Annotated in this window: 19 protein-coding genes; 12 read left to right on the top strand and 7 right to left on the bottom strand. The window is 58.8% G+C overall.

All coding sequences use genetic code 11. From position 1 onward, the window contains the following. The first annotated feature begins 5 nt into the window (after positions 1-5). From ACYZT3_RS06020 to ACYZT3_RS06000, 5 genes are all read left to right on the top strand, one after another. Positions 6-1,130, top strand: coding sequence for a mannuronate-specific alginate lyase (locus ACYZT3_RS06020; protein ID WP_282375206.1), 1,125 nt, complete (start codon positions 6-8; stop codon positions 1,128-1,130). Positions 1,131-1,357: 227 nt separating this feature from the next. Continuing rightward, on the top strand, positions 1,358-2,923 hold the full coding sequence (locus ACYZT3_RS06015) for an MBOAT family O-acyltransferase (RefSeq protein WP_282375205.1): 1,566 nt from the start codon (positions 1,358-1,360) through the stop codon (positions 2,921-2,923). 11 nt (positions 2,924-2,934) lie between these two features. Next, positions 2,935-4,110 carry an alginate O-acetyltransferase gene (locus tag ACYZT3_RS06010; RefSeq protein ID WP_462031708.1) on the top strand — a complete coding sequence of 392 codons (1,176 nt, stop codon included), beginning with the start codon at positions 2,935-2,937 and terminating at the stop codon, positions 4,108-4,110. A 17-nt stretch (positions 4,111-4,127) separates the two neighbouring features. After that, positions 4,128-4,793 carry an alginate O-acetyltransferase AlgF gene (locus ACYZT3_RS06005; protein WP_282375203.1) on the top strand — a complete coding sequence of 222 codons (666 nt, stop codon included), beginning with the start codon at positions 4,128-4,130 and terminating at the stop codon, positions 4,791-4,793. 259 nt (positions 4,794-5,052) lie between these two features. After that, a complete protein-coding gene (locus ACYZT3_RS06000) occupies positions 5,053-6,504 on the top strand; it encodes a mannose-1-phosphate guanylyltransferase/mannose-6-phosphate isomerase (RefSeq protein ID WP_282375201.1) in 1,452 nt (483 codons plus the stop codon). An 83-nt stretch (positions 6,505-6,587) separates the two neighbouring features. Here ACYZT3_RS06000 and ACYZT3_RS05995 read toward each other — a convergent pair whose 3' ends face one another. Together ACYZT3_RS05995 and ACYZT3_RS05990 are read right to left on the bottom strand one after the other, a co-directional pair. Further along, the gene (locus ACYZT3_RS05995) at positions 6,588-9,449 is read right to left on the bottom strand and encodes an RHS repeat domain-containing protein (RefSeq protein ID WP_462032341.1); all 2,862 of its coding nucleotides are present in this window, start codon (positions 9,447-9,449) and stop codon (positions 6,588-6,590) included. 235 nt (positions 9,450-9,684) lie between these two features. After that, positions 9,685-12,537, bottom strand: coding sequence for an RHS repeat-associated core domain-containing protein (locus tag ACYZT3_RS05990; protein WP_462031707.1), 2,853 nt, complete (start codon positions 12,535-12,537; stop codon positions 9,685-9,687). Between the two features lie 167 nt (positions 12,538-12,704). Here ACYZT3_RS05990 and ACYZT3_RS05985 point away from each other — a divergent pair, with 167 nt between their 5' ends. The 3 genes from ACYZT3_RS05985 (at position 12,705) to ACYZT3_RS05975 (ending at position 15,673) form a co-directional block, all read left to right on the top strand. Beyond that, on the top strand, positions 12,705-13,169 hold the full coding sequence (locus ACYZT3_RS05985; protein ID WP_282375200.1) for a multidrug transporter: 465 nt from the start codon (positions 12,705-12,707) through the stop codon (positions 13,167-13,169). Positions 13,170-13,197: 28 nt separating this feature from the next. Beyond that, entirely contained in the window at positions 13,198-14,022 is an 825-nt protein-coding gene (locus tag ACYZT3_RS05980) for an SDR family oxidoreductase (protein ID WP_282375199.1), read from the top strand. 286 nt (positions 14,023-14,308) lie between these two features. After that, complete coding sequence (locus ACYZT3_RS05975) at positions 14,309-15,673, top strand: hypothetical protein (RefSeq protein WP_462031706.1); 1,365 nt, start codon at positions 14,309-14,311, stop codon at positions 15,671-15,673. A gap of 23 nt (positions 15,674-15,696) precedes the next feature. On the opposite strand, the gene ACYZT3_RS05970 is transcribed toward ACYZT3_RS05975, so the two are convergent. Genes ACYZT3_RS05970 through ACYZT3_RS05955 form a run of 4 tightly spaced genes read right to left on the bottom strand, consistent with a single transcriptional unit; the run spans position 15,697 to position 20,528 of the window. Further along, entirely contained in the window at positions 15,697-16,566 is an 870-nt protein-coding gene (locus ACYZT3_RS05970) for an efflux RND transporter periplasmic adaptor subunit (RefSeq protein ID WP_462031705.1), read from the bottom strand. Between the two features lie 39 nt (positions 16,567-16,605). Then, complete coding sequence (locus tag ACYZT3_RS05965; RefSeq protein ID WP_282375196.1) at positions 16,606-16,806, bottom strand: DUF1656 domain-containing protein; 201 nt, start codon at positions 16,804-16,806, stop codon at positions 16,606-16,608. Further along, on the bottom strand, positions 16,796-19,000 hold the full coding sequence (locus ACYZT3_RS05960; protein ID WP_462031704.1) for an FUSC family protein: 2,205 nt from the start codon (positions 18,998-19,000) through the stop codon (positions 16,796-16,798). The genes ACYZT3_RS05965 and ACYZT3_RS05960 overlap by 11 nt, the downstream gene beginning before the upstream one ends. A gap of 10 nt (positions 19,001-19,010) precedes the next feature. After that, entirely contained in the window at positions 19,011-20,528 is a 1,518-nt protein-coding gene (locus ACYZT3_RS05955; RefSeq protein WP_462031703.1) for an efflux transporter outer membrane subunit, read from the bottom strand. A gap of 191 nt (positions 20,529-20,719) precedes the next feature. Between ACYZT3_RS05955 and ACYZT3_RS05950 the strand changes: the two genes are divergently transcribed. From ACYZT3_RS05950 to ACYZT3_RS05940, 3 genes are all read left to right on the top strand, one after another. After that, positions 20,720-21,688: a LysR family transcriptional regulator gene (locus ACYZT3_RS05950; protein WP_282375192.1), complete on the top strand. Its 969-nt coding sequence runs from the start codon at positions 20,720-20,722 to the stop codon at positions 21,686-21,688. 76 nt (positions 21,689-21,764) lie between these two features. Then, positions 21,765-22,739: a 2-hydroxyacid dehydrogenase gene (locus ACYZT3_RS05945; protein ID WP_282375191.1), complete on the top strand. Its 975-nt coding sequence runs from the start codon at positions 21,765-21,767 to the stop codon at positions 22,737-22,739. A gap of 193 nt (positions 22,740-22,932) precedes the next feature. After that, positions 22,933-23,442 (top strand): DUF2165 domain-containing protein, encoded by a 510-nt coding sequence (locus tag ACYZT3_RS05940; protein WP_282375329.1) that lies wholly within the window; start codon positions 22,933-22,935, stop codon positions 23,440-23,442. Here ACYZT3_RS05940 and ACYZT3_RS05935 read toward each other — a convergent pair whose 3' ends face one another. Next, positions 23,443-24,360: a DMT family transporter gene (locus ACYZT3_RS05935; RefSeq protein ID WP_462031702.1), complete on the bottom strand. Its 918-nt coding sequence runs from the start codon at positions 24,358-24,360 to the stop codon at positions 23,443-23,445. A gap of 138 nt (positions 24,361-24,498) precedes the next feature. On the opposite strand from ACYZT3_RS05935, the gene ACYZT3_RS05930 reads away from it, so the two are divergent. Further along, a complete protein-coding gene (locus tag ACYZT3_RS05930; RefSeq protein WP_462031701.1) occupies positions 24,499-25,374 on the top strand; it encodes a helix-turn-helix domain-containing protein in 876 nt (291 codons plus the stop codon). Positions 25,375-25,433 lie beyond the last annotated feature (59 nt).

Here is a 25,433-nt window from a genome sequence, read left to right as displayed (position 1 = left end):
CAATTATGCAAACCCGAACTTTGAAAAGATTGATCGCACCGTCCCTGTTGAGCCTGGCCATGTTCGCCGGGGCCACCCAGGCCGCCGCGCCACTGCGTCCGCCACAGGGATACTTCGCGCCGATTGAAAAAGTCAAAACCGGCGACAAGCGCGAAGGCTGTGATGCGATGCCGACGCCGTACACCGGCTCGCTGCAATTTCGCAGCAAGTACGAAGGTTCCGACAAGGCCCGTTCGACCCTGAACGAGGCATCGGAAAAAGCCTTCCGCGATACCACTGCCGACATCACCAAGATTGAGCGCGGCACCAGCAAGCGCGTAATGCAGTACATGCGTGATGGTCGCCCGGAACAGCTGGAATGCACCCTGAATTGGTTGACCGCCTGGGCCAAGGCCGATGCGTTGATGTCCAAGGACTTCAACCACACCGGCAAGTCCATGCGCAAATGGGCGTTGGGCAGCATGGCCTCGTCCTATATCCGCCTGAAATTCTCCGACTCGCATCCGTTGGCGAACCATCAGCAAGAGGCGCAACTGATTGAGGCCTGGTTCAGCAAAATGGCTGATCAAGTCGTCAGCGACTGGGACAACCTGCCGCTGGAAAAAACCAACAACCACTCGTACTGGTCCGCCTGGTCGGTGATGGCAACGTCCATCGCCACCAACCGCCGCGACCTGTTCGACTGGTCGGTGAAGGAATACAAAGTCGGCGTCAATCAAATCGACGCCGAGGGTTTCCTGCCCAACGAACTCAAGCGCCAGCAACGCGCCCTCTCCTATCACAATTACGCCCTGCCGCCCCTGGCGATGATCGCCAGTTTCGCTCAGGTGAACGGTGTGGACTTGCGTCAGGAAAACAACGGCGCATTGAAGCGCCTGGGTGATCGAGTGCTCGCGGGTGTCGAAGACCCGGAAGAATTCGAGAAGAAGAACGGTAAAGAGCAGGACATGACCGACCTCAAGGTCGACTCGAAATTTGCCTGGCTCGAACCGTTCTGCACGCTCTACACCTGCTCGCCGGATGTGCTTGAGAAAAAGCGCGAAATGCAGCCGTTCAAGACCTTCCGCCTCGGTGGGGATTTGACCAAGGTCTACGACCCGGCGAGTGAAAAAGGCAAAAAAGGCTCCTAGAGCCAAACGCAATACCCCTGTGGGAGCGAGCTTGCTCCGGGCGGCGCTCCGACGATGGTGGCCTGACATCCAACATCGATGTCGACTGACACTCAGTCATCGCGAGCAAGCTCGCTCCCACAGGGTCGGTGCAAGACGTGAGTTGAGTTGTATGCCCCCCGATTTCGGTGGGGGGGTTTGGGGGGGCCGTTGGCCCTTGACTGTTGGTTAAACATGGAGAGACCGGGATGGTATTTTCATCCAACGTGTTCCTGTTTTTGTTCTTGCCGATCTTTCTCGGCATGTACTACTTAAGCGGAATACGCTATCGCAACCTGCTGCTGCTGCTCGCCAGCTACGTGTTCTATGCCTGGTGGCGTGTGGACTTCCTTGCGCTGTTCGCAGCCGTCACGTTGTGGAACTACTGGATCGGCCTCAAAGTCGGTGCCGCAGGCGTTCGGACCAAACCGGCACAGCGCTGGTTGCTCCTGGGCGTGGGCGTCGACCTGTGCATTCTCGGCTACTTCAAGTACGCCAACTTCGGCGTCGACAGCATCAACGCGATGATGACCTCGGTCGGTTTGTCGCCGTTCATCCTGACCCACGTGCTGTTGCCGATCGGGATCTCGTTCTACATCTTCGAGTCCATCAGCTACATCATCGACGTCTACCGTGGTGATACGCCGGCGACCCGCAACCTGATCGACTTCGCAGCGTTTGTGGCGATCTTCCCTCACTTGATCGCGGGTCCCGTGTTGCGTTTTCGCGACCTCGCCGACCAGTTCAACAACCGCACTCACACCCTCGACAAGTTCTCCGAGGGTGCCACGCGGTTCATGCAGGGTTTCATCAAGAAGGTCTTCATCGCCGACACCCTCGCGGTGGTGGCCGACCATTGTTTCGCCTTGCAGGACCCGACCACGGGCGACGCCTGGCTCGGCGCCCTGGCCTACACCGCGCAGTTGTATTTCGACTTCTCCGGTTACAGCGACATGGCGATCGGTCTGGGCTTGATGATGGGTTTCCGCTTCATGGAAAACTTCAAACAGCCGTACATCAGCCAGTCGATCACCGAGTTCTGGCGTCGCTGGCACATCAGCCTGTCCACCTGGTTGCGTGACTACCTGTACATCACACTGGGCGGTAACCGCAAAGGTACGCTGATGACCTATCGCAACCTGTTCCTGACCATGTTGCTGGGTGGTCTGTGGCACGGCGCGAACATCACGTACATCATCTGGGGCGCCTGGCACGGCATGTGGCTGGCAATCGAAAAAGCCCTCGGCCTGAACACGTCGCCGCGCAGCATCAACCCGATCCGCTGGGCGCTGACCTTCCTGCTCGTGGTCATGGGCTGGGTGATCTTCCGCTCGGAAAACCTGCACGTCGCCGGTCGTATGTACGGTGCGATGTTCAGCTTCGGCGAATGGTCACTGTCGGAACTCAACGCGGCCAGCCTCACCGGTCTGCAAGTGGCGACCCTGGTGGTGGCTTACATGACCCTGGCGTTCTTCGGCATCCGTGACTTCTACACCAATCTGCCGCCTGAAAAGACCAAGCCTGTGGTGAACGTCGAGGCCGATGGCCCGGCCACCGCGACACCTGGAATGATCAAAGCCGTACCGGGCGACAACCCGGCCAGCATCCACGAACCTGGCTACACCGTTGGCGTTGAAGCGACCGTGCAACCGGCCTACTGGACCGCTGACTGGTCTCGTTACGTGATGCGCACGCTGGTACTGGTGTTGTTCATCGCCTCGATTTTCAAACTCTCGGCGCAAAGCTTCTCGCCGTTCCTTTACTTCCAGTTCTGAGGGATCTGACCATGACCCGCTCATTACGCATCCTCTACATCGCATTGTTCCTGCTGACCCTGCTGGTGCTGGGCGCGTGGTCCACGCGCAGTTTCTTCGGCTTTAACACCAGCGCCGAAACGACGGTGCTCAACGGCCGCTGGAGCAAAGCTGTGGAGACGCATTACGACGAGGAGTTCCCGATCAAGCGTCTGGGCACCAACCTTTGGGCTGCGCTGGATTTCAAACTGTTCAACGAAGGTCGTCCGGGCGTCGTGCTCGGTCGCGATCAGTGGTTGTACAGCGATGAGGAATTCCACCCGATCGTCAACGAAGAGCTGAACCTGCAAGGCAACTACGCGCTGGTCGAAGGCGTGCGCCAGGAACTGAAAGCGAAAGGCGTGAAACTGGTCATGGCGATTGTGCCGGCCAAGACTCGTCTGTACCCGGAACACCTGGGTGAAGTGAAGCCTTCGAGCATCCACGCCAACCTTTATGAGGACTTCCACGCTCATGTGGCGGCCAACAAGGTACTCGCTCCCGACCTGTTCGGTCCGCTGCTAAAGGGCAAACTGGACGGTCAGCAAGTGTTCCTCCGCACCGACACCCACTGGACCCCGGAAGGCGCGCAAATCGCCGCCGAGACCCTGGCGAAATCCATTACCGACAAATACCCGCTGAGCGGCGAGCCGCAACACTTCGTCACTGAACCTGCGGAGAAGGTGACTCACAAGGGCGACCTGCGCTTGTTCCTGCCGCTGGACCCGCTTTTCGAAAACCTGATGCCGAAGCCAGAGCCGTTGCAGAAGCGCAATACCGTTGCGGCGCAAGACCAGCCCGCCGGTGATGACGCCCTGTTCGCCAACACTGAAGTGCCGGTGGCCCTGATCGGCACCAGCTACAGCGCCAACCCCAACTGGAACTTCGTCGGTGCGCTGAAACAAGCGCTGAACAGCGACGTGGTCAATTACGCCGAAGACGGCCACGGCCCAATTCTGCCGATGCTCACCTACCTGAAAAGTGATGCTTTCAAGAACAGCCCGCCACAGGTGCTGATCTGGGAGTTTCCTGAACGTTATCTGCCTGTGAACAACGAAATCGGTGACGCCGACCCGCAGTGGGTCGCAGCGCTCAAAGAAGCCGGCGTTCGCCAACAAAACGTAGCCGCAAACACTAAATCCGAGACGCCCGACCGGGCGAAAAACTGAAAGAGAGAGGTACTTCCATGACTTTCACTACTACTCCTCGCCGTCTCGCCGCTCGCTCCTTGAAAGCAGTCGCACTCGTCGCTGGCATGAGCGTTCTGTCGATGTCCGCCTTCGCTGGCGACGCCGCACTCTACGGCCCGACCGCACCGAAAGGCTCAAGCTTCGTGCGTATCTACAACGCCGGTAACGCTGAAGTCAGCGCCACCGTCGGTACTACCAACCTGAGCGAAGTCGCGCCGCTGTCCAGCAGTGACTTCAGCTTCATGCCGGGCGGCGATTACAGCGCCAAGGTCGGCAGCCAGACCCTGCCGGTGAAACTGGCCGGTGATCACTATTACACCCTGGTCAACAACGCCAGCGGCGCGCCTCAACTAATCGAAGAGCCGCCGTTCAAAAACAAACAGAAATCCCTGGTTCGCGTGCAAAACCTCAGCGACAAGGCCCTGACCCTGAAAACCGCTGACGGCAAGACCGAAGTGGTCCCGACCGTGGCCGCCAAGGGCCGTGGCGAGCGTGAAATCAACCCGGTGAAAGTCAGCCTGGCGCTTTACGATGGCGACAAGAAAGTCGGCGACGTGAAACCGGTTGCCCTGGAACGCGGTGAAGCCGCCGTGCTGTACGTCACCGGCACCGGCAGCAGCCTGGCACCAGTCTGGGTAAAACGCCCGGTTTCGACGCGCTAATGAATTCGTCAGGACGGTGATCCCCTGTAGCAGCTGGCGAAGCCTGCGTCCGGCTGCGCAGCAGTCGTAAAACCGGCAAATATGGTCTTTCAGAAAGACCCGGTTGCCTGATTTACGACCGCTTCGCGCTCGAACGCAGCCTCGCAGGCTCGGCAGCTGCTACAGAGATCGGTGAAACGACCTGGCAACGGAATAAGAACAAGAGTGAAACGACAGAACGCAGTAGCTCTGACCCATACGATTTTCAAGGAGTAACAACATGATTCCGGTGATCTTGTCAGGTGGTAGTGGCTCACGTCTTTGGCCGCTTTCGCGTAAGCAATTCCCCAAGCAATTTCTCGCCCTGACCGGCGAACACACGCTGTTCCAGCAAACCCTGGAACGCCTGGTGTTCGAAGGCATGGACACCCCGATCGTGGTCTGCAACAAGGACCACCGCTTCATCGTCAACGAACAACTGGCCGCCCGTAAACTGGACACCCAGCGCATCCTGATGGAACCCTTCGGCCGTAACACCGCACCGGCAGTGGCGCTGACAGCGATGATGCTGGTCAACGAAGGTCGCGACGAGTTGATGCTGGTGCTGCCGGCCGACCACGTGTTGGATGACCAGAAAGCCTTGCAACGCGCGCTGGCCCTGGCCACCGTCGCCGCAGAAAACGGCGAAATGGTGCTGTTTGGCGTACCGGCCACCAAACCGGAAACCGGCTATGGCTACATCAAGTCGACCAATGATTCGCTGCTGCCGGAAGGCGTCAGCCGCGTCTCGCATTTCGTCGAAAAACCGGACGTGAAGCGCGCCACCGAATTCGTCGAGTCCGGCGGTTACTTCTGGAACAGCGGAATGTTCCTGTTCCGCGCCAGCCGTTTCCTCGAAGAGTTGAAAAAGCATGATCCGGACATCTACGACACCTGCCTCCTGACCCTTGAGCGCAGCAAACAGGATGCCGACACCGTCGACTTCGACGCCGCCACCTTCGCTTGCTGCCCGGACAATTCCATCGACTACTCGGTGATGGAAAAAACCCAGCGCGCCTGCGTCGTACCGCTGACTGCGGGCTGGAGCGATGTCGGCTGCTGGTCGTCGTTGTGGGAAGTGAATGAAAAAGACGCCAACGGCAACGTCACCAAAGGCGACGTGGTCATCCAGGACAGCAAAAACTGCATGATCCATGGCAACGGCAAACTGGTGGCGGTGATCGGCCTGGAAAACATCGTGGTCGTCGAAACCAAGGACGCCATGATGATCGCCCACAAGGACAAGGTCCAAGGCGTGAAACAGATGGTCAACACCCTCAACGGACAAGGCCGCAGCGAAACCCAGACCCACTGCGAAGTCTACCGTCCGTGGGGCTCCTACGACTCGGTGGACATGGGCGGCCGCTTCCAGGTCAAGCGCATCTCGGTCAAACCGGGCGCGTGCCTGTCACTGCAGATGCACCACCACCGCGCCGAACACTGGATCGTGGTCAGCGGCACGGCTGAAGTGACCTGCGACGAAAACGTGTTCCTGCTGACGGAAAACCAGTCGACCTACATCCCGATCGCCTCGGTCCACCGTCTGCGCAACCCGGGCAAGATTCCACTCGAAATCATCGAAGTGCAATCGGGCAGCTACCTGGGCGAAGACGATATCGAGCGGTTTGAAGATATCTACGGTCGCTCTACCCCAATCGACCGCGGCGTATCGGTGAAAACCATCGCGCAGTGATTGACCTGTAACACAAGAAGCCCCCGTCCAACTCGCTGCGTTTTCCCTATCCGCAGCGGGGTGGGTGGGGGCTTTTTTTCGTGTCAGCCGTGCGACATTTGCCGAGCAGGGGCTGACCTGGACATTCCATTCAGTGATTGTCGTCGTCCGGCGTAAGGCTTGGGTGCGACAAGTTCAATGAAATTCTGGTTTCGATTCAACGTCTGAACCACCTGCTGCGTCTGCGTCGAGAGCTCGGCGATACGCTCGAAGGTTTCTGAATCTGCACTACCGGAAACGGCGAATTCAGTTTTGATTGCCTGCATCCTGAACTCCAGCATATCGATCACTGCTGGCGTCTCGTCGTAAGCCTCGCTAAGTGATGTCGCGTTCAGTCCTTGCGATGCCTGGTAAAACTCCCGACCTGTCTTGATCAGACCCGGCGCTTCCGGCCCCAGCTTGCTGGCGACCTTTTTGACAGCCTTATCTACCACCGCAGTGATGACTTTTTTCCCCAATTGCTTTCGCCCTTCACGTGTCCGTGGGTCAATCGCTGACAGTTCAAGTTTTGCCGTCGCAAGACTGAGTTTCTTTTTGGGTTCAACACGCTCAATGAATGTTTTAGGGTTCATTTCGTTACCCTTGAAGTTGATCGGACGATCCAGTTGATAGGTGTCCACCACCTTGGAAATCAAAGCATCTGCTGCCTTGGAGCCGACTTTCGCCCCGACCTTTGCCCCTAGCGTTGCGCCCCCCGGACCTATCAACCCACCCAAGGCACCGCCCCCCGCCGCTCCCGCTGCCTCACTGGCAGTACTGAAAGCACTGCTAACAAGCTGGGTAGCGACTCGCCTGCCCAACGCTTTGAACCGATGCTGCGCATAGGTGTGGTTAAGCATTGAATTTTTGAGATCAGAAACGGCTCCTCCAACCGATGAGACCAAGGCTTGTTGCTTGTCCAGGCTCTCGCTCAGCTCCGAAGCCACGGTCCTCCCCCCACCGTCGCTATCGACATACGTCATGGGTGAGTTAACGACCATCTGATACAGATTCGGCCCATCGATGAACCCCTTGGGATCGGGATTAAGCCAGCGCTGCAACCAAGGCGCGTAATAACGCAGGCCGTAGTAATAAAGCCCTGTGGCATCTCGTTCCTTGCCCGAGTAACGAATGACTTTATAACTGACCTCAATCACATCATCCCCGGCAAACCAGGCCGTTGCGCCAAACGGGTAATAGATTTCCCGACTGATGATTCGCGCGGCATCCGCAAGCTCCAGCGTGCAGGAGTTCAGATGATCAACCAGGCTGTAACGGTACTGATCGTTGGTCACACCGGACGGCGGATCGGTTTCCCAATGCAGCCCCCGGACACTATTGAGCCCGGCCTGCGCGGTGATGACCTGTAGCACCTTCCCGGTGCCACTGTCGGTACGCAGTTCCAGTCCCGGCAGGTAACGCGCTTCAGCCACCACGGTTCGGGCATTGGTCTGTAACGAGCGAATCTTGCGCACGCGCTGACCACCGCCATCGTAGACATAGGATTCCCGGTCATTGACCCCGGAGGCGCGCTCCACCGGGCTGACCGATTGCAACTGATTGCGCGGATCCCACGTCAGGAAGCGCCCCTGATCCAGCGCCAGACAATTGCCTCTTTTATCGAACGCGGCGGCGATTTCTGCCTCGGTGGGTGGCACTCCGTTGCGCCAGGGCAGACAGCGATTGCTGTTACGCGCGGCCTTCAATTCACGTCCGGGCCCCTGCGCACCGACGTGCGTCAGCTTCAGCAAGTTACCGCCCTCGTCATAGCTGTAGGTCTGGTGATAGTTACTGACTGCTGCCGGATCGGTTCGCCCCACCGATTGCGGCCCCTGATTGGCACTACCCGCCTCCCAACCAAAGGCCACGATCAATTGGTAAAGGCTGTCATAGATAAAGCGACTGACCGGATCGATACGCTGGTTGGCGAAGTAACGCACCGGCAGCGCCTTGTCCTCGATGCTCAGGACATTGCCCGTCCGGTCATAGTCGTAGATCAGATGCTGCAACATCCGAGCACCCGCGGCCTGCGCCTGACGCTCCATCAACACGCCGTCTTCAGCGCGGTAAAGCAGGGTTGTGTCTACAGCGTTGCCGGCAGTTTCGTGCGTCACTTTCCCCTCGGTGTTGTACTGGATATCGCTGACCAGCGTTTGCCACGTGGTCAGTCCCTGAAGTTGCAGACGCGTCTCACGCAAGCGGCCGTCAAGGGTCAGGCTGAAGGCCTGGCGGTTGTCCTTGGCATCGATCTGTTCCAGTACGTCATTCAACGGACCGAAATGCCACGTCGAAGCGGCGCCCTCCCCCGGCTCAAGCAAGCGCTGACGATCGGCTTCCAACGCCGGCCAGTCAGGTGTAACAGGGTCCAGGGTGAAGTGACGGACTTGCTTCACGCATTGGCCGGTGATTGAAAAGGCCTCGAACAGCACCGTCCCTGCGGGGTCGTCATGGCGGATCAACTGGCCACATTGATTCCGCTCGCCATGATCGGGACCTCCATAGGCCATGCGTTCAACACAACGGCTTGGCTCCGCCCCGCCCTGCTCGAACACCGAAACGGGACGAAGCAGATCGTCATACTCGACTTTACGGTGCGTACCTCGATTGTCCCAACTCAGCAAAACCTCACTGCCAAGACCCGGCAAGTTGAGCTGCCAGCCGGCATCGACGCTGTCAGTGCACAGTGCGTTACCTGACAGCGAAAACCCCGTCGTGAGGTTGGCGGGCGTCAGCGGTTCTTCTTGTTTCAGCGCCCAAAGCCGTGGATCCCACTGTTCAACCGCACGTCCTGCAGCATCGTAAAAGGTGCGGTTGATGCGTGCCTGAGTAGCAACGCCTTCGACCTCGCGCCAATAATCAACCGAACGGATCGGCAGTCCACGCGGGTCGACAACGGACAATCCGGGTGTTTTGTGGTGCATTCCCATCGTCAAGGCCTGCATGCCGGTGGCGTCCCTGTTTACGAGCGGTCATCTAACCGTTCGTGGACAAGCATGGCTACTGTCAGAAATTACAGTGTCGACAAACGGTTACAACAAACAAGCGCGGCGTGTCGGTGAACAACACCGAGCAGTGATTGATTGGCCCCACAAGAAGCCCCCGCCCAACCCGCTGCATTCCCTATCCGCGGCGGGTTGGGCGGGGGCGTTTTTATCCACTGGCTCACCGTCTTGCCGTGACCACCTGTTTGGACATGGTTTTCCTGATCTTCGTCTGTGAATAAACGGTGACAGCAGCGTTCGAGCGATTTAGAAAGCCCGTCTTGCCTGGTGCGTAGTGATCGATACTGCTCGCACCTTGAATGGTCTGATAATGAATATTCCAGACCTGTTGTTTTCGGTCGTACTTCATAAAAGCGAAACCGGATATGACTTCCTCCGGTTGACCCTGCCCATCCAGGTCAAAGCCGTAGTCCCGATACTCCATCGCCCCGGCGAGCCCCTTTCCATGCTCCGTTGCAGGAAGTGCGTTGTACTGCGCGTTCTCCTTCAAACCCTCGACATGCCGGACGCGAAGCACGTTGTCGTTGAGTTGGTCCACGGTCAAGGAACAACCACTGAAGTTTGGCGTGAATACATAATCAGGCGCGGTACCCGTGGGCTTGAGTGGTATGTCCACATGACCGCCCTGCGGCGCCCAGAAACCGGCGACCACATTGTCTTTGTCGGGGATCTCGCCCTTCGGGATGTCAACGACTCTTAACATGTTGAACGCGCCCTTGCTCGCTCCCGAATAACTCAGTTTGTCCATTGTGAAAATAAACTCACCCCCGCCACGTGTATTTTTCAACCCTGAATCGGTAGCTGCTGAATAACGACGGGGGACCGGGTCTAGGAATTTGGAGCTGACCTCCACCTGCCCGAACTCGCGTGCTTCCAGGGCTTTGTGAATGTTGGTGGGCTTACCGGTCGCCGATACACCCAGGTTTGGTTTGCCCCTATCGACATATCTTGCCCCCGGGACGTTACGGTCTGCCCCTGCCGCAATGACCGGTACCCTTAATCCGTTTGCCTGCGGCACCGTACTGATTGCTCCGTTGTCATCGACAAGGCTGACCGGATTATTACGGGTCATCCAATATAGATTGAGACCATCGACAGCCCCTGCCGGATCCGGATTCAGCCACCGCTGCAACCACGGTATGTAGTACCGAAACCCATAGTAGTAAAGCCCCGTCGCATCCCGCTCCTTACCCGAATACCGAACCGTTTTGTAATCCCCATCGGTGTCGTTCGGGCCGGCAGACCAGGCGGTTTCACCAAAGGGATAATAGGTTTCCCGACTGATGATTCGCGCATTGTCGGCGAGCTCCAGCGTGCAGGAGTTCAGATGATCAACCAGGCTGTAACGGTACTGATCGTTGGTCACACCGGACGGCGGATCGGTTTCCCAATGCAGCACCCGAACACTATTGAGCCCGGCCTGCGCGGTGATGACCTGTAGCACCTTCCCGGTGCTACTGTCGGTGCGAATTTCCAGTCCCGGCAGGTAACGCGCTTCAGCCACCACGGTTCGGGCATTGGTCTGTAACGAGCGAATCTTGCGCACGCGCTGACCACCGCCATCGTAGACATAGAACTCCCGGTCATTGAGACCGGAGGCGCGCTCCACCGGGCTGACCGATTGCAACTGGTTACGCAGATTCCACGTCAAAGGTCGTCCCTGATCCAGCTCCAGCAAATTGCCCTTGGCGTCGAACGCAGTGGCGATTTCTTCTTCGGTGGGTGGCACACCGTTGCGCCAGGGCAGACAGCGATTGCTGTATCGGGCGGCTTTCAGTTCACGCCCCGGGCTTTGTGCGCCGACGTGCGTCAGTTTCAGCAGATTGCCGCCCTCGTCATAGCTGTAGACCTGGTGGTAGTTGCTGACCGCTGCCGGGTCGACCCGTCCCACCGATGCAGGTCCCTGATTCGCAGTCCCCGCCTCCCAACCAAAGGCCTCGATCAATTGGTAAAGGCTGTCATAGATAAAGCGACTGACCGGATCGATACGCTGGTTGGCGAAGTAACGCACCGGCAGCGCCTTGTCCTCGATGCTCAGGACATTGCCCGTCCGGTCATAGTCGTAGATCAGATGCTGCAACATCCGAGCACCCGCGGCCTGCGCCTGACGCTCCATCAACACGCCGTCTTCAGCGCGGTAAAGCAGGGTTGTGTCTACAGCGTTGCCGGCAGTTTCGTGCGTCACTTGCCCCTCGGCGTTGTACTGGATATCGCTGACCAGGGTTTGCCAGGTGGTCAGTCCCTGAAGTTGCAGACGCGTCTCACGCAAGCGACCGTCAAGGGTCAGGCTGAAGACCTGGCGGTTGTCCTTGGCATCGATCTGTTCCAGTACGTCATTCAACGGACCGAAATGCCACGTCGAAGCGGCGCCCTCCCCCGGCTCAAGCAGGCGCTGACGATCGGCTTCCAACTCCGGCCAGTCAGGTGTAACAGGGTCCAGGGTGAAGTGACGGACTTGCTTCACGCATTGGCCGGTGATTGAAAAGGTCTCGAACAGCACCGTCCCGGCGGGGTCGTCGTGACGGATCAACTGCCCGCATTGATTCTGCTCGCCGTGATCGGGATCGCCATAGGCCATGCGTTCAACACAACGGCTTGGCTCCGCCCCGCCCTGCTCGAACACCGAAACGGGACGAAGCAGATCGTCATACTCGACTTTACGGTGCGTACCTCGATTGTCCCAGCTCAGCAAAACCTCACTGCCAAGACCCGGCAGGTTGAGCTGCCAGCCGGCATCGACGCTGTCAATGCACAGCGCGTTACCCGACAGCGAAAACACCGTCATGAGGTTGGCGGGCGCCAGCGGCTCTTCTTGTTTCAGCGCCCAAAGCCGCGGATCCCACTGTTCAACCGCACGTCCTGCGACATCATGGAAAGTGCGATTGATGCGTGCCTGAGTAGGAACGCCTTCGACCTCGCGCCAATAATCAACCGAACGGATTGGCAGACCACGTGGGTCGACAACGGACAGTCTGGGTGTTTTGTGGTGCATTCCCATCGTCAAGGCCTGCATGCCGGTGGCGTCCCTGTTTACCAGCGGTCATCTAACCGTTCGTGGACAAGCGTGGCTACTGTCAGAAATTACAGTGCCGACCAACGGCAAAGGACCTTGATCGACGAATGTCCATTCCTTCGGCCCTTCGGTAGGATGGTGGTCATGAGTTCAAGGAGCGTTCAAACATGTTCATCGGCGTCCTGCTGGTCATCACCTGGCTGATTTTGTTGCTGCGTTACCCGGCCAAGGCGTTGCCGGTCTCCGTGGCAGCGGCCATCGGATTGGCGGTGGTGGCAACGTGGGTGATCTGGATGGACAACCGCGAGGTCAAGCAACTGGCGCGCCTGGAGCTGCGCATCACTTACGCGCCCGAACAGTGCCCGGCCGATCGCCCGCTGCAACTGAAAATGAACAACGGCAACGACGTGCCGCTGACCGAACTGCGCTGGCGCATCGCCGCCTATGCGCCGGGCGACACGGTCAATCTGGCCGACAATCAATACGCCGCACCGCGCTATCGCGGCCCCGGTGAACTGCAGGCCGGCGCGAACTGGGAAGACTGTTTGCCGCTGCCGCCGCTGCGTCCTGGTTATCGTCCGCAAACGCTGGAGTTTCGCGCCGAGCGTTTGCAAGGTAGTTTCTCCGACTAATTCCCTTTTTTTGCACAAGGACCGCGCCATGCCCGTTGCGTTGATTACCGGTTGTTCCAGCGGCATTGGCCGCGCCCTCGCCGAGGTGTTCAAAAGTGCCGGTTACGAAGTCTGGGCCAGCGCCCGCAAGGCTGAAGACGTGGTGGCTCTGGCCGCTGCCGGTTTCACCGCCGTGCAACTGGACGTCAACGACGGTGCGGCACTCGAGCACTTGAGCGAGCGGATCAACCAGCAACATGGCGGCCTCGACGTGCTGATCAACAACGCCGGTTACGGCGCCATGGGGCCGTTGCTCGACGGCGGTGTGCCGGCCATGCAGCGGCAATTCGAAACCAACGTGTTCGCGATCGTCGGCGTCACCCGCGCCCTGTTCCCGGTGCTGCGCCGCGCCAAGGGTCTGGTGGTGAACATCGGCAGCGTGTCCGGGGTTTTGGTCACGCCATTCGCCGGCGCCTACTGCGCCTCGAAAGCGGCAGTGCATGCCTTGACCGATGCGCTGCGTATGGAACTGGCGCCATTTGGCGTGCGGGTCATGGAAGTCCAGCCGGGCGCCATCGCCTCCAGTTTTGCCAAGAATGCCGGCCATGAGGCTGAGCAGTTGATCACCGAGCAATCGCCGTGGTTTCCGCTGCGTGAAGGTATTCGCGCGCGGGCCAAAGCGTCCCAGGACAATCCGACCCCAGCCAGTGAGTTTGCTGCCGGTTTGCTCAAGGCTGTGCTGCAGAGCAAACCGCCGCGGCTGGTTCGTCTGGGCAATGGCAGCCGGGCGTTGCCGTTGTTGGCGGGGTTGCTGCCTAAAGGGTTACTGCAGTCGGGGTTGATGAAGCGGTTCGGGTTGCGCGGGCAGCTCTGAGACCGCGTCGACACGAACCGCGAGCAAGCCCACATGTTCGGTGGTGCTTTTTATGAGAGCGGTCTTGCCCGCGAAGGCGTCAGAACAGACTTTGCAGACTTTCAGGAAACAGCATGACCGACTACACCGAATACTTTTTTGCACGAGACACTGTGTCAGGGATAAAGCGATTGCGCATTGCCACCTGTTATTTCTGTCAGTAGACGGCTCACTGCCGTCAGTCACAGACTCGGGAGAGAGGAAGAACTCACAGACCGTGTGTCTTGTATGAGAACCGGAAGATGTCGTGGATAGCCTCTTCGCCAACGATAAATCCATCGTGGCGATCCCTTTATCCAACTATATCGGCAGGTACATCATGACTACAGTCCATCGCAATCCATCCGTGCAACCCGGCACACCGGATCCGGCCTTTGGCGATCAGGGCACGCTGACACTCCACGACCTGATCAAAGATCCAGAATTCGCCCTACCGCGCCTGCTCAAGGGCCTGTCGAGTGTCTCGCAAGGCAAAACGATTTTCAGCGCCCAAATGTATCGCAACGATCTTTACGTCTATGTACTGGGACGTCTGGATGGCAATGGCCGACTGGACACAACATTCGCCGACAGAGGTTTTATTGCAGGCAATTTTGTTGCCACGCAAAGTTCCGCAGGCGGAAAGCTCGCGGTTCAAGAAAGCGAAAGCGGCAAAATCTACATGCTGGGCTGGACCGAGCGCACCGACGGCTGGGCCGATCTGGTGGTGGCGTGCTTTGATAAAAAGGGCAAGCCTGACCTGACATTTGGCGAAAGCGGTTGCCTTATCATCGAAACCCCGCCAGATCTGGAACTACAGACAGACATGTCTTCAGTGCATGTGCAGCCTGACAACAAATTGCTCATCAGTCCTAGCTATTTATCGCTTAGCGTTTCGAGACCTGCAACCGGCGTTCTGCTACGCCTGCTGCCGGATGGATCCCCAGACAGCGAGTTTAGTAATAACGGGCGCTGGGAATTCAAACTGCCAGGCCTGCCAAATGCTTCGACGGCAATCACCGCCTGCGTGTCTCAAGGGGAGAAGATCGTGATTGCCGGATATGCACAGTTCAAGGAACAACAAAATACTGCTGTGCTTGCTCGATTGGATGCCAGCGGACAAATCGACGTCAGTTTCGGCGATAAGGCGAGGCCGGGGTTTCATGTCGTCGAGGTTGCCGACCGAACCACACAGTTCAACACGCTCATTGAAAGATCCGATGGCAGCTTGCTCGGCGCCGGCGCAGCCAGCACTGCTGGCAAGAAGGAGACCGCCGGGTTACTCGTCGCGGTGACACCCAATGGCACACCGCATCAACTGTTCAATAACCGCAAACCCCTGATCACGCAGTTTGATGAACAACACGACAACGGCTGGGCTTCTGCCCTCGCACAAACCGACAACAGGTTCGTGGTTGCCTCAACGGGAAGCTGGGTGTACGTCGCACGCTTCCAGCCGGATGGCCAACCGGATACCGGTTTTAACGGCAAGGGCTTTACCAACCTCGACTCTGAATCTCGAAGCGAACCTGTGGTGCTGACATCAGGTATGGAAGGTCGGATCATCGTCAGCGCCAACACTATTGGTTTGAGCCCCGAAGGCGTCGGTCTCGCTCGGTGTTTTTACGGTTAAAGCTATGGCTGTGGAGCAGATGCTTACTGCCTTTGCTCTTGCTGCGCATTCACCACAACCGTACAAGTAATCCCCGCCGCCAACAGCACACCCTCCGGCACTTCATCAATGTGAATCCGCACCGGCACCCGTTGCGCCAACCGCACCCAGTTAAAGGTCGGGTTCACGTCCGCAATCAGCTCACGACTTTCCGGGTTATCGCGGTCGTAGATACCGCGAGAAATACTCTCCACATGCCCCTTCAGCACTTCGCCGCTCATCAACTGCATGTCGGCTTTATCGCCGACCCGCACGTGGGGCAATTTGGTTTCTTCGAAGAAGCCGTAGACCCAGAACGAGTTCATGTCGACCACGGCCATTTTCGCGTCACCGATGCGCGCGTAATCGCCGCGATGCACATTGAGGTTGGTCACGTACCCGTCTACTGCTGCGCGGACTTCGGTGCGTTTGAGGTTCAGTTCGGCGGCTTCCAGTTGCGCTTGTGCATGTTGGTAATCGGCCAGGGCCGAGTCAGCGATGTTGCTGGCGTCGTCGCGGTTTTCCCTGGAGATCACCAGGTTATCCATGTCGGCGCGGCGGTGGGCATTGACCTTGCGCATCTCCCACGTCGACTTGCGTGAGGCCACCAGCGACTGCGCCTGTTTGACCGCGATGCGGTAGTGCTCGGGGTCGATCCGCATCAGCAAATCGCCCTTCTTCACCTGTTGGTTATCACGCACCGGCACGTCCACCACTTCGCCGGTAACGTCCGCCGCCACGTTGATGATGTCGGCGCGCACCCGGCCGTCGCGGGTCCACGGCGTGTCCATGTAATGCACCCAGAGGGTCCGGCCGATCCATATCGCAAGGGCCAGCACCAACAGGGTGGCGAGCAGGCTGAAAAGCTTTTTCATCAGGGCCTTCTTCAGTGATAGAGAGTCAGTGGTAGAGAGTCAACGGTAAACAGTCAGCGCCAAGGCGCCGAACAGACAGGTAAACAAACTCAGGCGCAGCAGCGCCGGGTGCCAGAAGAAGCGGTACAGATCGAACCTGGACAGGAACCGGTCCAGCGCCCAGCCCAGTGCCGCTGCGATGAAAAACATCAAAGTCATGGTCGGCATGTACACGCCGTGGAAGGCGATTTCACGAGGCATGTTCAAGTCCTTGGGGCTTGGCGGTGGCGTTGGCATTTATGTAGCCGGCAAGCGGTGATTGCGGGTCCAGCAACGAGGTGCGGATGAAGTGCAGGTAGCTCTTCACCCGACGCAGGGCCGAGGTGTCGAAGTGCGGCGCGAAAGGTTCGTCGGTGGCTTGCACACGGCTGAGCGCGTGATCGACGGCGATCAATCCACGCTCCAGATTGCTCTGGCTCGGTTGCAGAAACAGCCGCACCAGCGAGCGGCCCATCACCCTGATGGACTGACGCCAGGGTTGAGATTCGGCATAGGCCGGATGCACCGGCAGGATCGCCTGTTCCTTGCGTAACTCAATGATCGCGTGACCGACTTCCAGCACCACAAACATCCAGCGCAGCAAGTCCCGTTGTACCTGCGGCTGCCCTGCCGCGAGACCATAGGCCTGATGCAGCAGGTCGCGGGTGCTGCTTTCGAAACTCGACGCCAAACCCTTGAGTTTGCCGCTGATGGCGTACACCACTTGGCCGCGCAAATCCTGCTCCAGCCGACGCCACAACCAGCGACTGTTGGGCGGCAGAATAATCGCCCCGGCGGCCGCACAGACCAGCATGCCGAGCACCATGGCGATGTAGTCGTTGATAAAGGCGTACGGGTTGTAAACAGTGAGGTTGTCCGGCACCGAACCGGTGCTGAAGAAGATCAGCAAACCGAGGCCCACGCCGGCGTAATGCGGCCGCGAAGTCAGGAACGAACCGAGCACGATCACCGGCGCGAGCATCACGCAGAGCAACGGAAAACCATCGATCCAGGGGAAGATGAAAAACATCTCGACGAAGCCGATCAGTGCCCCGAGCAACGTCCCGCAAGCCATCTGAAATGCCATGCGTTTTGGATTCGGTGTCGCCGCTGAAAGGCCCACGGTCGCAGCGGCGATCAGCGTCATGGTCGCGCCGCTCGGCCACGCGGTGGCGACCCAATAGCTGCCCAGAACAACCAGAATGAATGCCGCGCGAATACCCGAGGCGGCCGACGCCATCCAGTTGGTTTGCGGGGTGAACGGTTCATCCCAACGCTCGCGCGCATGGCGGTGATCAGCCAGCGACGCGTGGGTCTGTGCATAACTGTGCAAGTCATCGACGAAGCGATAGAGCAATTCGTAGGCAGTGTGAAAATCCAGCTGCTCGGCGTCGCTCGGATGGCTCTCCTGAAAGATCGCTCGCAAGCTACGAACGCGCGCCGGCAAACCTTCTTTATAGGCGGTCAGCGCGATGACCAGACGCCCCGCATCGGCGTTGGTCAGGGCACGGCCGCTGAAGCCGTCGAGCAGTTCGGCGAGGTCCTGTAAACCCGGTTTGATCGCCGCGACCACGTGATCGGTGCCGCTGCTGCGCAAGCGTTCAAGCAATTGGTGCAGGGCGTTGAAGCGCGTAGTGATGCCCATAAACTCGCTGTTCAGTCGACTGAGCCGACCGTTGCGCCGGCGCATGTGCGGGTCTTCGAACACAGTGACGCTGCGCAACCCTTCCAGCCCCACGGCCTCGGCGATGAAGCGCACGTTGCTCGCCTCAAAAGCCTCCCGTTTGCTGCGACCGCGCAAACCATCGGTGACAAACAATGCGAACACGCCGAAGCGCTGATACAAGGCGTTGCGCATCGCGGCACTGGCGGTTTGCGGCAGGATCGCGGCGCTGACCAGCGTGGAGCAAATAATCCCCAAGGAGATTTCCAGCACCCGCCACACAGCGGCCATGAACGCACCGTCCGGGTGGGCCAATGCGGGCAAACCGACCATCGCCGCGGTGTATCCGGCGAGCACGAAACCGTAGGCGCGGAAGTTGCGATACCGCGCCGCGCCGGCCGAGCAGATGCCCACCCAAATCGCCAGCGAACCGAGGAACAGCTCGGTGTTTTGGGCGAACAAGGCAATCAGCGCGACCATCACCGCCGAGCCGGCCAACGTCCCGAGGAAGCGATAGAAACTCTTGGCCAACACGTGCCCGCTTTGCGGTTGCATGACAATGAACACGGTGATCATCGCCGTGCGCGGTTGCGGCAACTCCAGACGCATGGCCAGCCACAGGGTCAGGAACGCGGCGAACAACACCTTGAACATGTAGACCCAGGTCACGCCATCGCTGCGCGCCCAGTCGAAGAAACCCCGGCGCCACTCAAGGGAATACAGCCAGCGCAGAGGTGCGGGCAAGGGAGTCATGAAGTCCTGCTCAATGATTGAGGGCTTGGAGAATGGCGGGGAGGTTCGGTGCTATTTTTTTCGGAGCATCGGTCTGGCTGTCTTTTGGCGCATCATTGCCCGCGCCCAGTCCACCGCCCAAAGCGGTCACCAGTTCAGCATGGGCGCTGAGACGCGCGGCCTGAACCTGCTGCTGAACCTGCTGCTGTTTGAACAACAAAGTCTGGGTGTTAAGCACGTTGAGGTAATCGGTGAGGCCGCGCTGATAGGCGATCATCGCGATGTCATAAGTCTTCTGCGCGGTGGACACCGACTCAGCGGCGAAGGTTTGCTGCTTGTCCATGGATTCGCGGCGGATCAGCTGGTCGGAAATATTTTTCAGCGCGTTGACCAGCGTCTGGTTGTACTGGGCCACGGCGATGTCGTAACCGGCCGAGGCTTCGCCCAGCTCCGAGCGCAAACGGCCGCCATCGAAGATCGGCAACGAAATGGCCGGGCCGACGCTATAGTTGAGCTTCTTGCCGGTCAGGAACTCCAACGCGCCGCCGCCCGTGGCCATGTAGCCGAGGCTGCCGACCAGATCGACGTTGGGATAAAACCCGGCGTGAGCCACATCAATACCCCGCGCCTGGGCCGCCACTTGCCAGCGACTGGCGACCACGTCAGGGCGTTGACCGAGCAATTGCGCTGGCAAGGACGACGGCAACTTCAGCGGCGCGCCCAACGACAGCGTCGGCCGCTGCAACTGCGCGCCCTCCCCTGGGCCAAAACCTGCCAGTGCTGCGAGTTGATTGCGGCTCAGGGCGATTTCTTCGTCCAGCGCATCGATCTGACGATGGGTTTCCGGCAACGGCGTTTCGGCCTGGCTGACTTCAAAATGGGTGCCGATGCCGCCGTTGAGACGCTTTTGCGCCAGGTCGAGAATTTGCTGTTGCTGTTTCAGCGTCGCGGCGACGATGTCCCGTTGCGCGTAATGCAACGAAAGCTCGATGTAGGCGCGCACGATGTTGCTCTGCAATTCGAGCTGCGCCAGCCGTGCTTCGGCTGCCGTCATGTGGGCCAAGTCAACGGCGCGCTCGGTGGCGTTGCTTTCGCGGCCCCAGAGGTCGAGGGCATAGCTGAAACCCAGCGCGGCGTTGTTGTCCCAGGTGCTGGTGTTGGCCAGCTCGCCCGGCCCGTAGAACTGATCGGTGGGCCAGTTGTGGCGTTTGAGCGTGGATTCACCGTTTATCTGCAACGACTCGGCGATGCCGGCCATGGACTTGGCCTGGCGTACTCGCGCTGCAGCCATGGCCATGGTCGGGCTACCTTGCAGGGCGAGGCCGATCCAGCGGTTCAGTTGCGGGTCGCCATACGCCTGCCACCATTGGGCGGTAGGCCAGTGAGCGTCCTTAGCTGCGCTCTGAATAGCTTCGTCGGTGGCCAATGAATTGGCCTCGAGTGCCTTGCCCTGCGGGGTCAAACCTGCGGTACCGATGCAGCCGCTGATTGCCAGGGTTAAAGCCAAAACACTGAGCGTCTGAAGCGCTCTGCTGATGCGACGCGGCACTGCTGCGATTTCCTGAGGTGGGTGTTGTTCCTGAGGTGCGCAATTCTAGGGGTCGGCTTTGTTGGCGATAAGCTGGGAATCCTGTGAATCTTTGTTACGGTTAACGCGATAATCCGTTAGTCCATCTTTAGTCGCCTGTAGAAAATCAGCAACTTCGTGTCACAATTTGCCATTCGCCCAGAGAGCACCCCATGGACACTTTGCAAAACATGCGCGCCTTCAGTTACGTGGCCGAGGCCGGCAGCTTCACCGCCGCCGCCGTGCAACTCGACACCACCACGGCCAACGTCTCGCGCGCGGTCTCCAACCTGGAAGCCCACCTGCAAACCCGCCTGCTCAACCGCACCACTCGACGCATCGCCCTGACCGAAGCCGGCAAGCGTTATCTATTGCGCTGCGAGCAGATCCTGGCCTACGTCGAAGAAGCCGAAGCCGAAGCCAGCGACGCTCACGCGCGCCCGGCCGGGCAGCTCAAGGTGCACACCATGACCGGCATCGGTCAGCACTTCGTGATCGACGCCATCGCCCGCTACCGCAAGACTCACCCCGACGTCACCTTCGACCTGACCATGGCCAACCGCGTGCCGGACTTGCTCGACGAAGGCTACGACGTGTCCATCGTGCTCGCCAGCGAACTGCCGGACTCGGGGTTCGTCTCCCAGCGTTTGGGCATCACCTACAGCATCGTTTGTGCCTCGCCCGCCTATGTAAAAGCCAACGGCTGCGCGCACAAGCCCAGCGACTTGCTGAACCACGCCTGTTTGCGCCTGGTGAGCCCGGTGATTCCGCTGGAGAAATGGACCTTCGACGGCCCGGAAGGCCAGGAAATGGTCACCATCAATAGCTCGCCGTTTCTGGTGAACTCTGCTGATGCGATGAAGACGGCGATCACCAGCGGCATGGGGGTTGGCGTGTTGCCGGTGTATGCGGCGATTGAAGGGTTGCGCAACGGGACGCTGGTGCGGGTGATGCCGAATTACCGGTCGCAGGAACTGAATCTGTATGCGATCTATCCGTCGCGGCAGTATTTGGACGCAAAGATTAAAACGTGGGTCGAGTATTTGCGCGGGTCGTTGCCGGAGATATTGGCGGCGCATCAGGCGGAATTGGTGGCGTATGAATTGAGCGGGAGTATGGGTGGGGTTCGGGTGGCGAACTGATCCAGACACTCGCATAACGACGGAGAGAAATGTTAGCGTGCTTGGCATTCTCCGAGCCCCGACGAGCCCTCCTCCCATGAAAAAGACCGTCCTCGCCTTCAGCCGCGTCACCCCCGAAATGGTCGAACGCCTCAAGCAAGACTTCGACGTCATCGTGCCCAACCCGAAAAACGGCGACATCAACGCCCAATTCAACGAAGCCCTCCCCCACGCCCACGGCCTCATCGGCGTCGGTCGCAAACTCGGTCGCGCTCAACTTGAAAACGCCGCCAAACTTGAAGTCGTCTCCAGCGTCTCCGTCGGCTACGACAACTACGACGTCGCCTACTTCAACGAACGCGGCATCATGCTCACCAACACCCCCGACGTCCTCACCGAAAGCACCGCCGACCTGGCCTTCGCCTTGCTGATGAGCAGCGCCCGGCGCGTCGCCGAACTGGACGCCTGGACCAAGGCCGGCCAGTGGCAAGCCACCGTCGGTGCGCCATTGTTCGGTTGCGATGTGCACGGCAAGACCCTGGGCATCGTCGGCATGGGCAACATCGGTGCGGCCATCGCCCGCCGCGGGCGGCTGGGCTTCAACATGCCGGTCATCTACAGCGGTAACAGCCGCAAGACCGAGCTGGAGCAAGAACTCGGCGCGCAGTTCCGCAGCCTGGATCAACTGCTGGCTGAAGCCGATTTCGTCTGCCTGGTGGTACCGCTCAGCGAGAAAACCAAACACCTGATCAGCCACCGCGAACTGGCGCTGATGAAACCGAGCGCCATTCTGGTGAACATTGCCCGTGGCCCGGTGGTGGATGAACCGGCGTTGATCGAAGCGCTGCAGACCAACCGGATTCGCGGCGCGGGTCTGGACGTTTACGAGAAAGAACCGCTGGCCGAGTCTCCCCTGTTCCAACTGAAAAACGCGGTGACGTTGCCGCACATCGGCTCCGCTACCCATGAAACCCGCGAGGCCATGGCCAACCGCGCGTTGGCTAACTTGCGCAGCGCCTTGTTGGGTGAGCGACCGCAAGATCTGGTGAATCCACAAGTGTGGAATGACTGAAAAAGCCAGGCAGACGTTTCAACGCCTGCCCGCACCCAGTTCAACGAATAAAACACTTGGCGAGCAAACTCAAAAGCCAACCCCAACCTCTTACACAACTTGCAATTCAGTAAACAACTTAAGTAACGACCTACGAGATAAACTTTCTTCAGTCACTTGCCATCACAGGCACACATTCTGGAGAACCAAAACCGTGAACAACCTGACAACAAACCAAACCATCAGAATCAGCAAAATCGCACTGATGTCTTTTATTAGTTTTTTCGGCTTGCTGATGATGTACAGCAACTTAGCCGACTACCCGACCAATTATGAGTATGTCGCTCATATATTGAGTATGGACACCACCAGCGACCAGTCGAAATATGGCCTTCGGGCCATTACATCGCCCATGCTTCAACATCGGATTTACTGGATCATCATTACACTTGAAGTTATCTACACCCTGCTTTGCCTGATGGGCACCTATCAGCTCTATAGAAACCTCAGTGCCAGCGCCGACGATTTCCACGAGGCTAAAAAATATGCATTGATGGGTTTATTAGTAGCCATATTCGTCTACTACATCTGCATACAGGTTGTGGGTGTCGAATGGTTCAACATGGACCAATCGGATGTCTGGAACTATGACGAATGGGCCCAAAAAATTCTAAGCTTTACATCACCCACACTCATTTATATAAGCCTCAGAACCGAGGAATGATTAAATCCCGTACTTATCAGCCCCGTTCACGCTGCTGCGTAATCGAAGTACCCCAGGTTTACGGAACACCAACACATTACCCAACATCACCAGCACCAATCCCACCAGTGCTGGCGCCGTCCATTGATAGCCTTCGGCAAACGCCGAAACGTTCAGCGCCACCACCGGGAACAATACTGTGCAATATGCCGCCCGCTCCGGCCCCATGCGCCCGACCAGCGTCAGGTAAGCGGTGAAGCCAATCACCGAGCCGGGAATGACCAGATACAACAACGAGCCGATGTAGCGTGCATTCCATTCCATGTCGAACGGGATGCCTTTGACCAGGCACCACACCGACAACATCGCCGCGCCGTAAGCCATGCCCCAGGCGTTGGTGGTCAGGGGTTTGAGACCGGCCTTCTGTTGCAGGCTCGAGAGCATGTTGCCTGCCGAGAAGCACAAGGTTCCGAGCAATGCCAGACCTAACCCGAGCAAGGTTTCCGGGCTGACGGTATGACCCGCCAATTCAGGCCAGAACAACAGGCCTAGTCCGAACAAGCCCAACGCGCCGCCCATCAGCACATTACGAGCAATTTTCTGGCCGAAGAACACCCGCGCATTGAGGGCGTTCCACAGGGTGGCGGTGGAAAACACCACAGCAACCAGACCGCTGGGGATCCACTGGCTGGCGGTCAGGAAGCACATGAAGTTGATGCAGAACAGGCACAGTCCCTGCGCCAGGCAGATCAGATGCCCCCGGCGGTTCATCACTTGCAGGCGGCGACTCAGCAGCAACATGACGAACAGCACCAACGCCGCAAGGCCGAAGCGATAGACAATCGACACCGGAATCGCCACCACACCCAGTTGCCATTTCAAGGCAATCCAGGTGGTGCCCCAGATCAGCACGGTCAGCAAGTACAACGAAAGGTTCATGGCAAAGGCTCCTCAATAGGGGCTCAGTGTCCCGCGCCAAGCCTCGCCGCACTTGCATAAACTTGCGCTTTTGTCAGCCGATGGGCTGGCAGGCCAACGTCTACGGAGTAGGATGCAAAGCGTTGAAGAGAAGCGATTATGCCCACACTGGAAAACCTGCAAGTCTTTCAAGCCCTCAACCGCTCGCCCAATGCTCGTCTGGAGCACAGCGCCGAGCTCGGTGACGGCATGGCTGCAGCCTTGTGGAGCAATCATCACGATGCTCAGGACTACGAAGCGCCGAGCCATCACACCCTGTCCTGCTACATCGCCGGCGGCACCGGGACCTTTCGCCGCGACCAGCCCGGCACCAAGGGCGGCCCCGACAAGCTGTGCATCCTGCCGGCCGAGCATCAATCGGGCTGGGTGATCAACGGCGACATTCGCCTGGCACATGTTTATTTCAGCCCCGAACAGTTCGCCCTCGGCTGCGTCACGCTGCTGGACCGCGAACCTCGCGAACTGCAATTGCGCGAAGCCACCTTTCTCGACGACCCGGCACAAGCCCGGCGCTTTCGGCAAATGCTCACACTCAACTGGGACGAACCCGGTGAACGACTGCTCACCAGCAGCCTCGCCCACGAAATGCTCAGCCACGTCTTGCTCGGTCAGGTCAGCATGCGCGAGGGGTTGCGGCTCAAGGGTGGACTGGCGGCGCATCAACGACGGCAGTTGGTGGAGTTCATCGACAATCAGTTGGCCGAGGCCATCAGCCTGGGGCAGTTGGCTGGGCTTTGTGCGTTATCGGAGTACCACTTTGCGCGCATGTTCAGAGAGAGCTTTGGATTGCCGCCGCATCAGTATGTGCTGTCGCGACGACTGAGCCGGGCACGGGCGTTACTGCGCTCGACGTCGCAGCCGTTGGGGGAGATCGCTTTGGCATGCGGGTTTGCCAGTGCGAGTCATTTCACTAATCGGTTTCGTCAGGCGTTGGGTGGAACGCCCGGCGAGTATCGCCAGGCGTTTTTGCGGTAACCCGAAAGTAGTTGGTGCTAGGGATGCCGCCATCGAGAGCAAACTCGCGATGAACGATG

Source organism: Pseudomonas sp. MDT1-16 (assembly GCF_054898115.1).
Note: the sequence above shows the minus strand (reverse complement) of the source record. Positions and strands in the feature narration are given on the sequence as shown.

What these genes read in the sequence shown, in the direction of transcription:
- ACYZT3_RS05945 (WP_282375191.1), top strand. Translation starts at nt 21,765, where the DNA reads ATGAAAAAGACCGTCCTCGCCTTCAGCCGCGTCACCCCCGAAATGGTC.
- ACYZT3_RS05930 (WP_462031701.1), top strand. Translation starts at nt 24,499, where the DNA reads ATGCCCACACTGGAAAACCTGCAAGTCTTTCAAGCCCTCAACCGCTCG.
- ACYZT3_RS05980 (WP_282375199.1), top strand. Translation starts at nt 13,198, where the DNA reads ATGCCCGTTGCGTTGATTACCGGTTGTTCCAGCGGCATTGGCCGCGCC.
- ACYZT3_RS06010 (WP_462031708.1), top strand. Translation starts at nt 2,935, where the DNA reads ATGACCCGCTCATTACGCATCCTCTACATCGCATTGTTCCTGCTGACC.
- ACYZT3_RS06000 (WP_282375201.1), top strand. Translation starts at nt 5,053, where the DNA reads ATGATTCCGGTGATCTTGTCAGGTGGTAGTGGCTCACGTCTTTGGCCG.
- ACYZT3_RS06005 (WP_282375203.1), top strand. Translation starts at nt 4,128, where the DNA reads ATGACTTTCACTACTACTCCTCGCCGTCTCGCCGCTCGCTCCTTGAAA.
- ACYZT3_RS05965 (WP_282375196.1), bottom strand. Translation starts at nt 16,806, where the DNA reads ATGCCTCGTGAAATCGCCTTCCACGGCGTGTACATGCCGACCATGACT.
- ACYZT3_RS05995 (WP_462032341.1), bottom strand. Translation starts at nt 9,449, where the DNA reads ATGGGAATGCACCACAAAACACCCGGATTGTCCGTTGTCGACCCGCGT.
- ACYZT3_RS05950 (WP_282375192.1), top strand. Translation starts at nt 20,720, where the DNA reads ATGGACACTTTGCAAAACATGCGCGCCTTCAGTTACGTGGCCGAGGCC.
- ACYZT3_RS05985 (WP_282375200.1), top strand. Translation starts at nt 12,705, where the DNA reads ATGTTCATCGGCGTCCTGCTGGTCATCACCTGGCTGATTTTGTTGCTG.
- ACYZT3_RS06015 (WP_282375205.1), top strand. Translation starts at nt 1,358, where the DNA reads ATGGTATTTTCATCCAACGTGTTCCTGTTTTTGTTCTTGCCGATCTTT.
- ACYZT3_RS05960 (WP_462031704.1), bottom strand. Translation starts at nt 19,000, where the DNA reads ATGACTCCCTTGCCCGCACCTCTGCGCTGGCTGTATTCCCTTGAGTGG.
- ACYZT3_RS05990 (WP_462031707.1), bottom strand. Translation starts at nt 12,537, where the DNA reads ATGCAGGCCTTGACGATGGGAATGCACCACAAAACACCCAGACTGTCC.
- ACYZT3_RS05970 (WP_462031705.1), bottom strand. Translation starts at nt 16,566, where the DNA reads ATGAAAAAGCTTTTCAGCCTGCTCGCCACCCTGTTGGTGCTGGCCCTT.
- ACYZT3_RS06020 (WP_282375206.1), top strand. Translation starts at nt 6, where the DNA reads ATGCAAACCCGAACTTTGAAAAGATTGATCGCACCGTCCCTGTTGAGC.
- ACYZT3_RS05935 (WP_462031702.1), bottom strand. Translation starts at nt 24,360, where the DNA reads ATGAACCTTTCGTTGTACTTGCTGACCGTGCTGATCTGGGGCACCACC.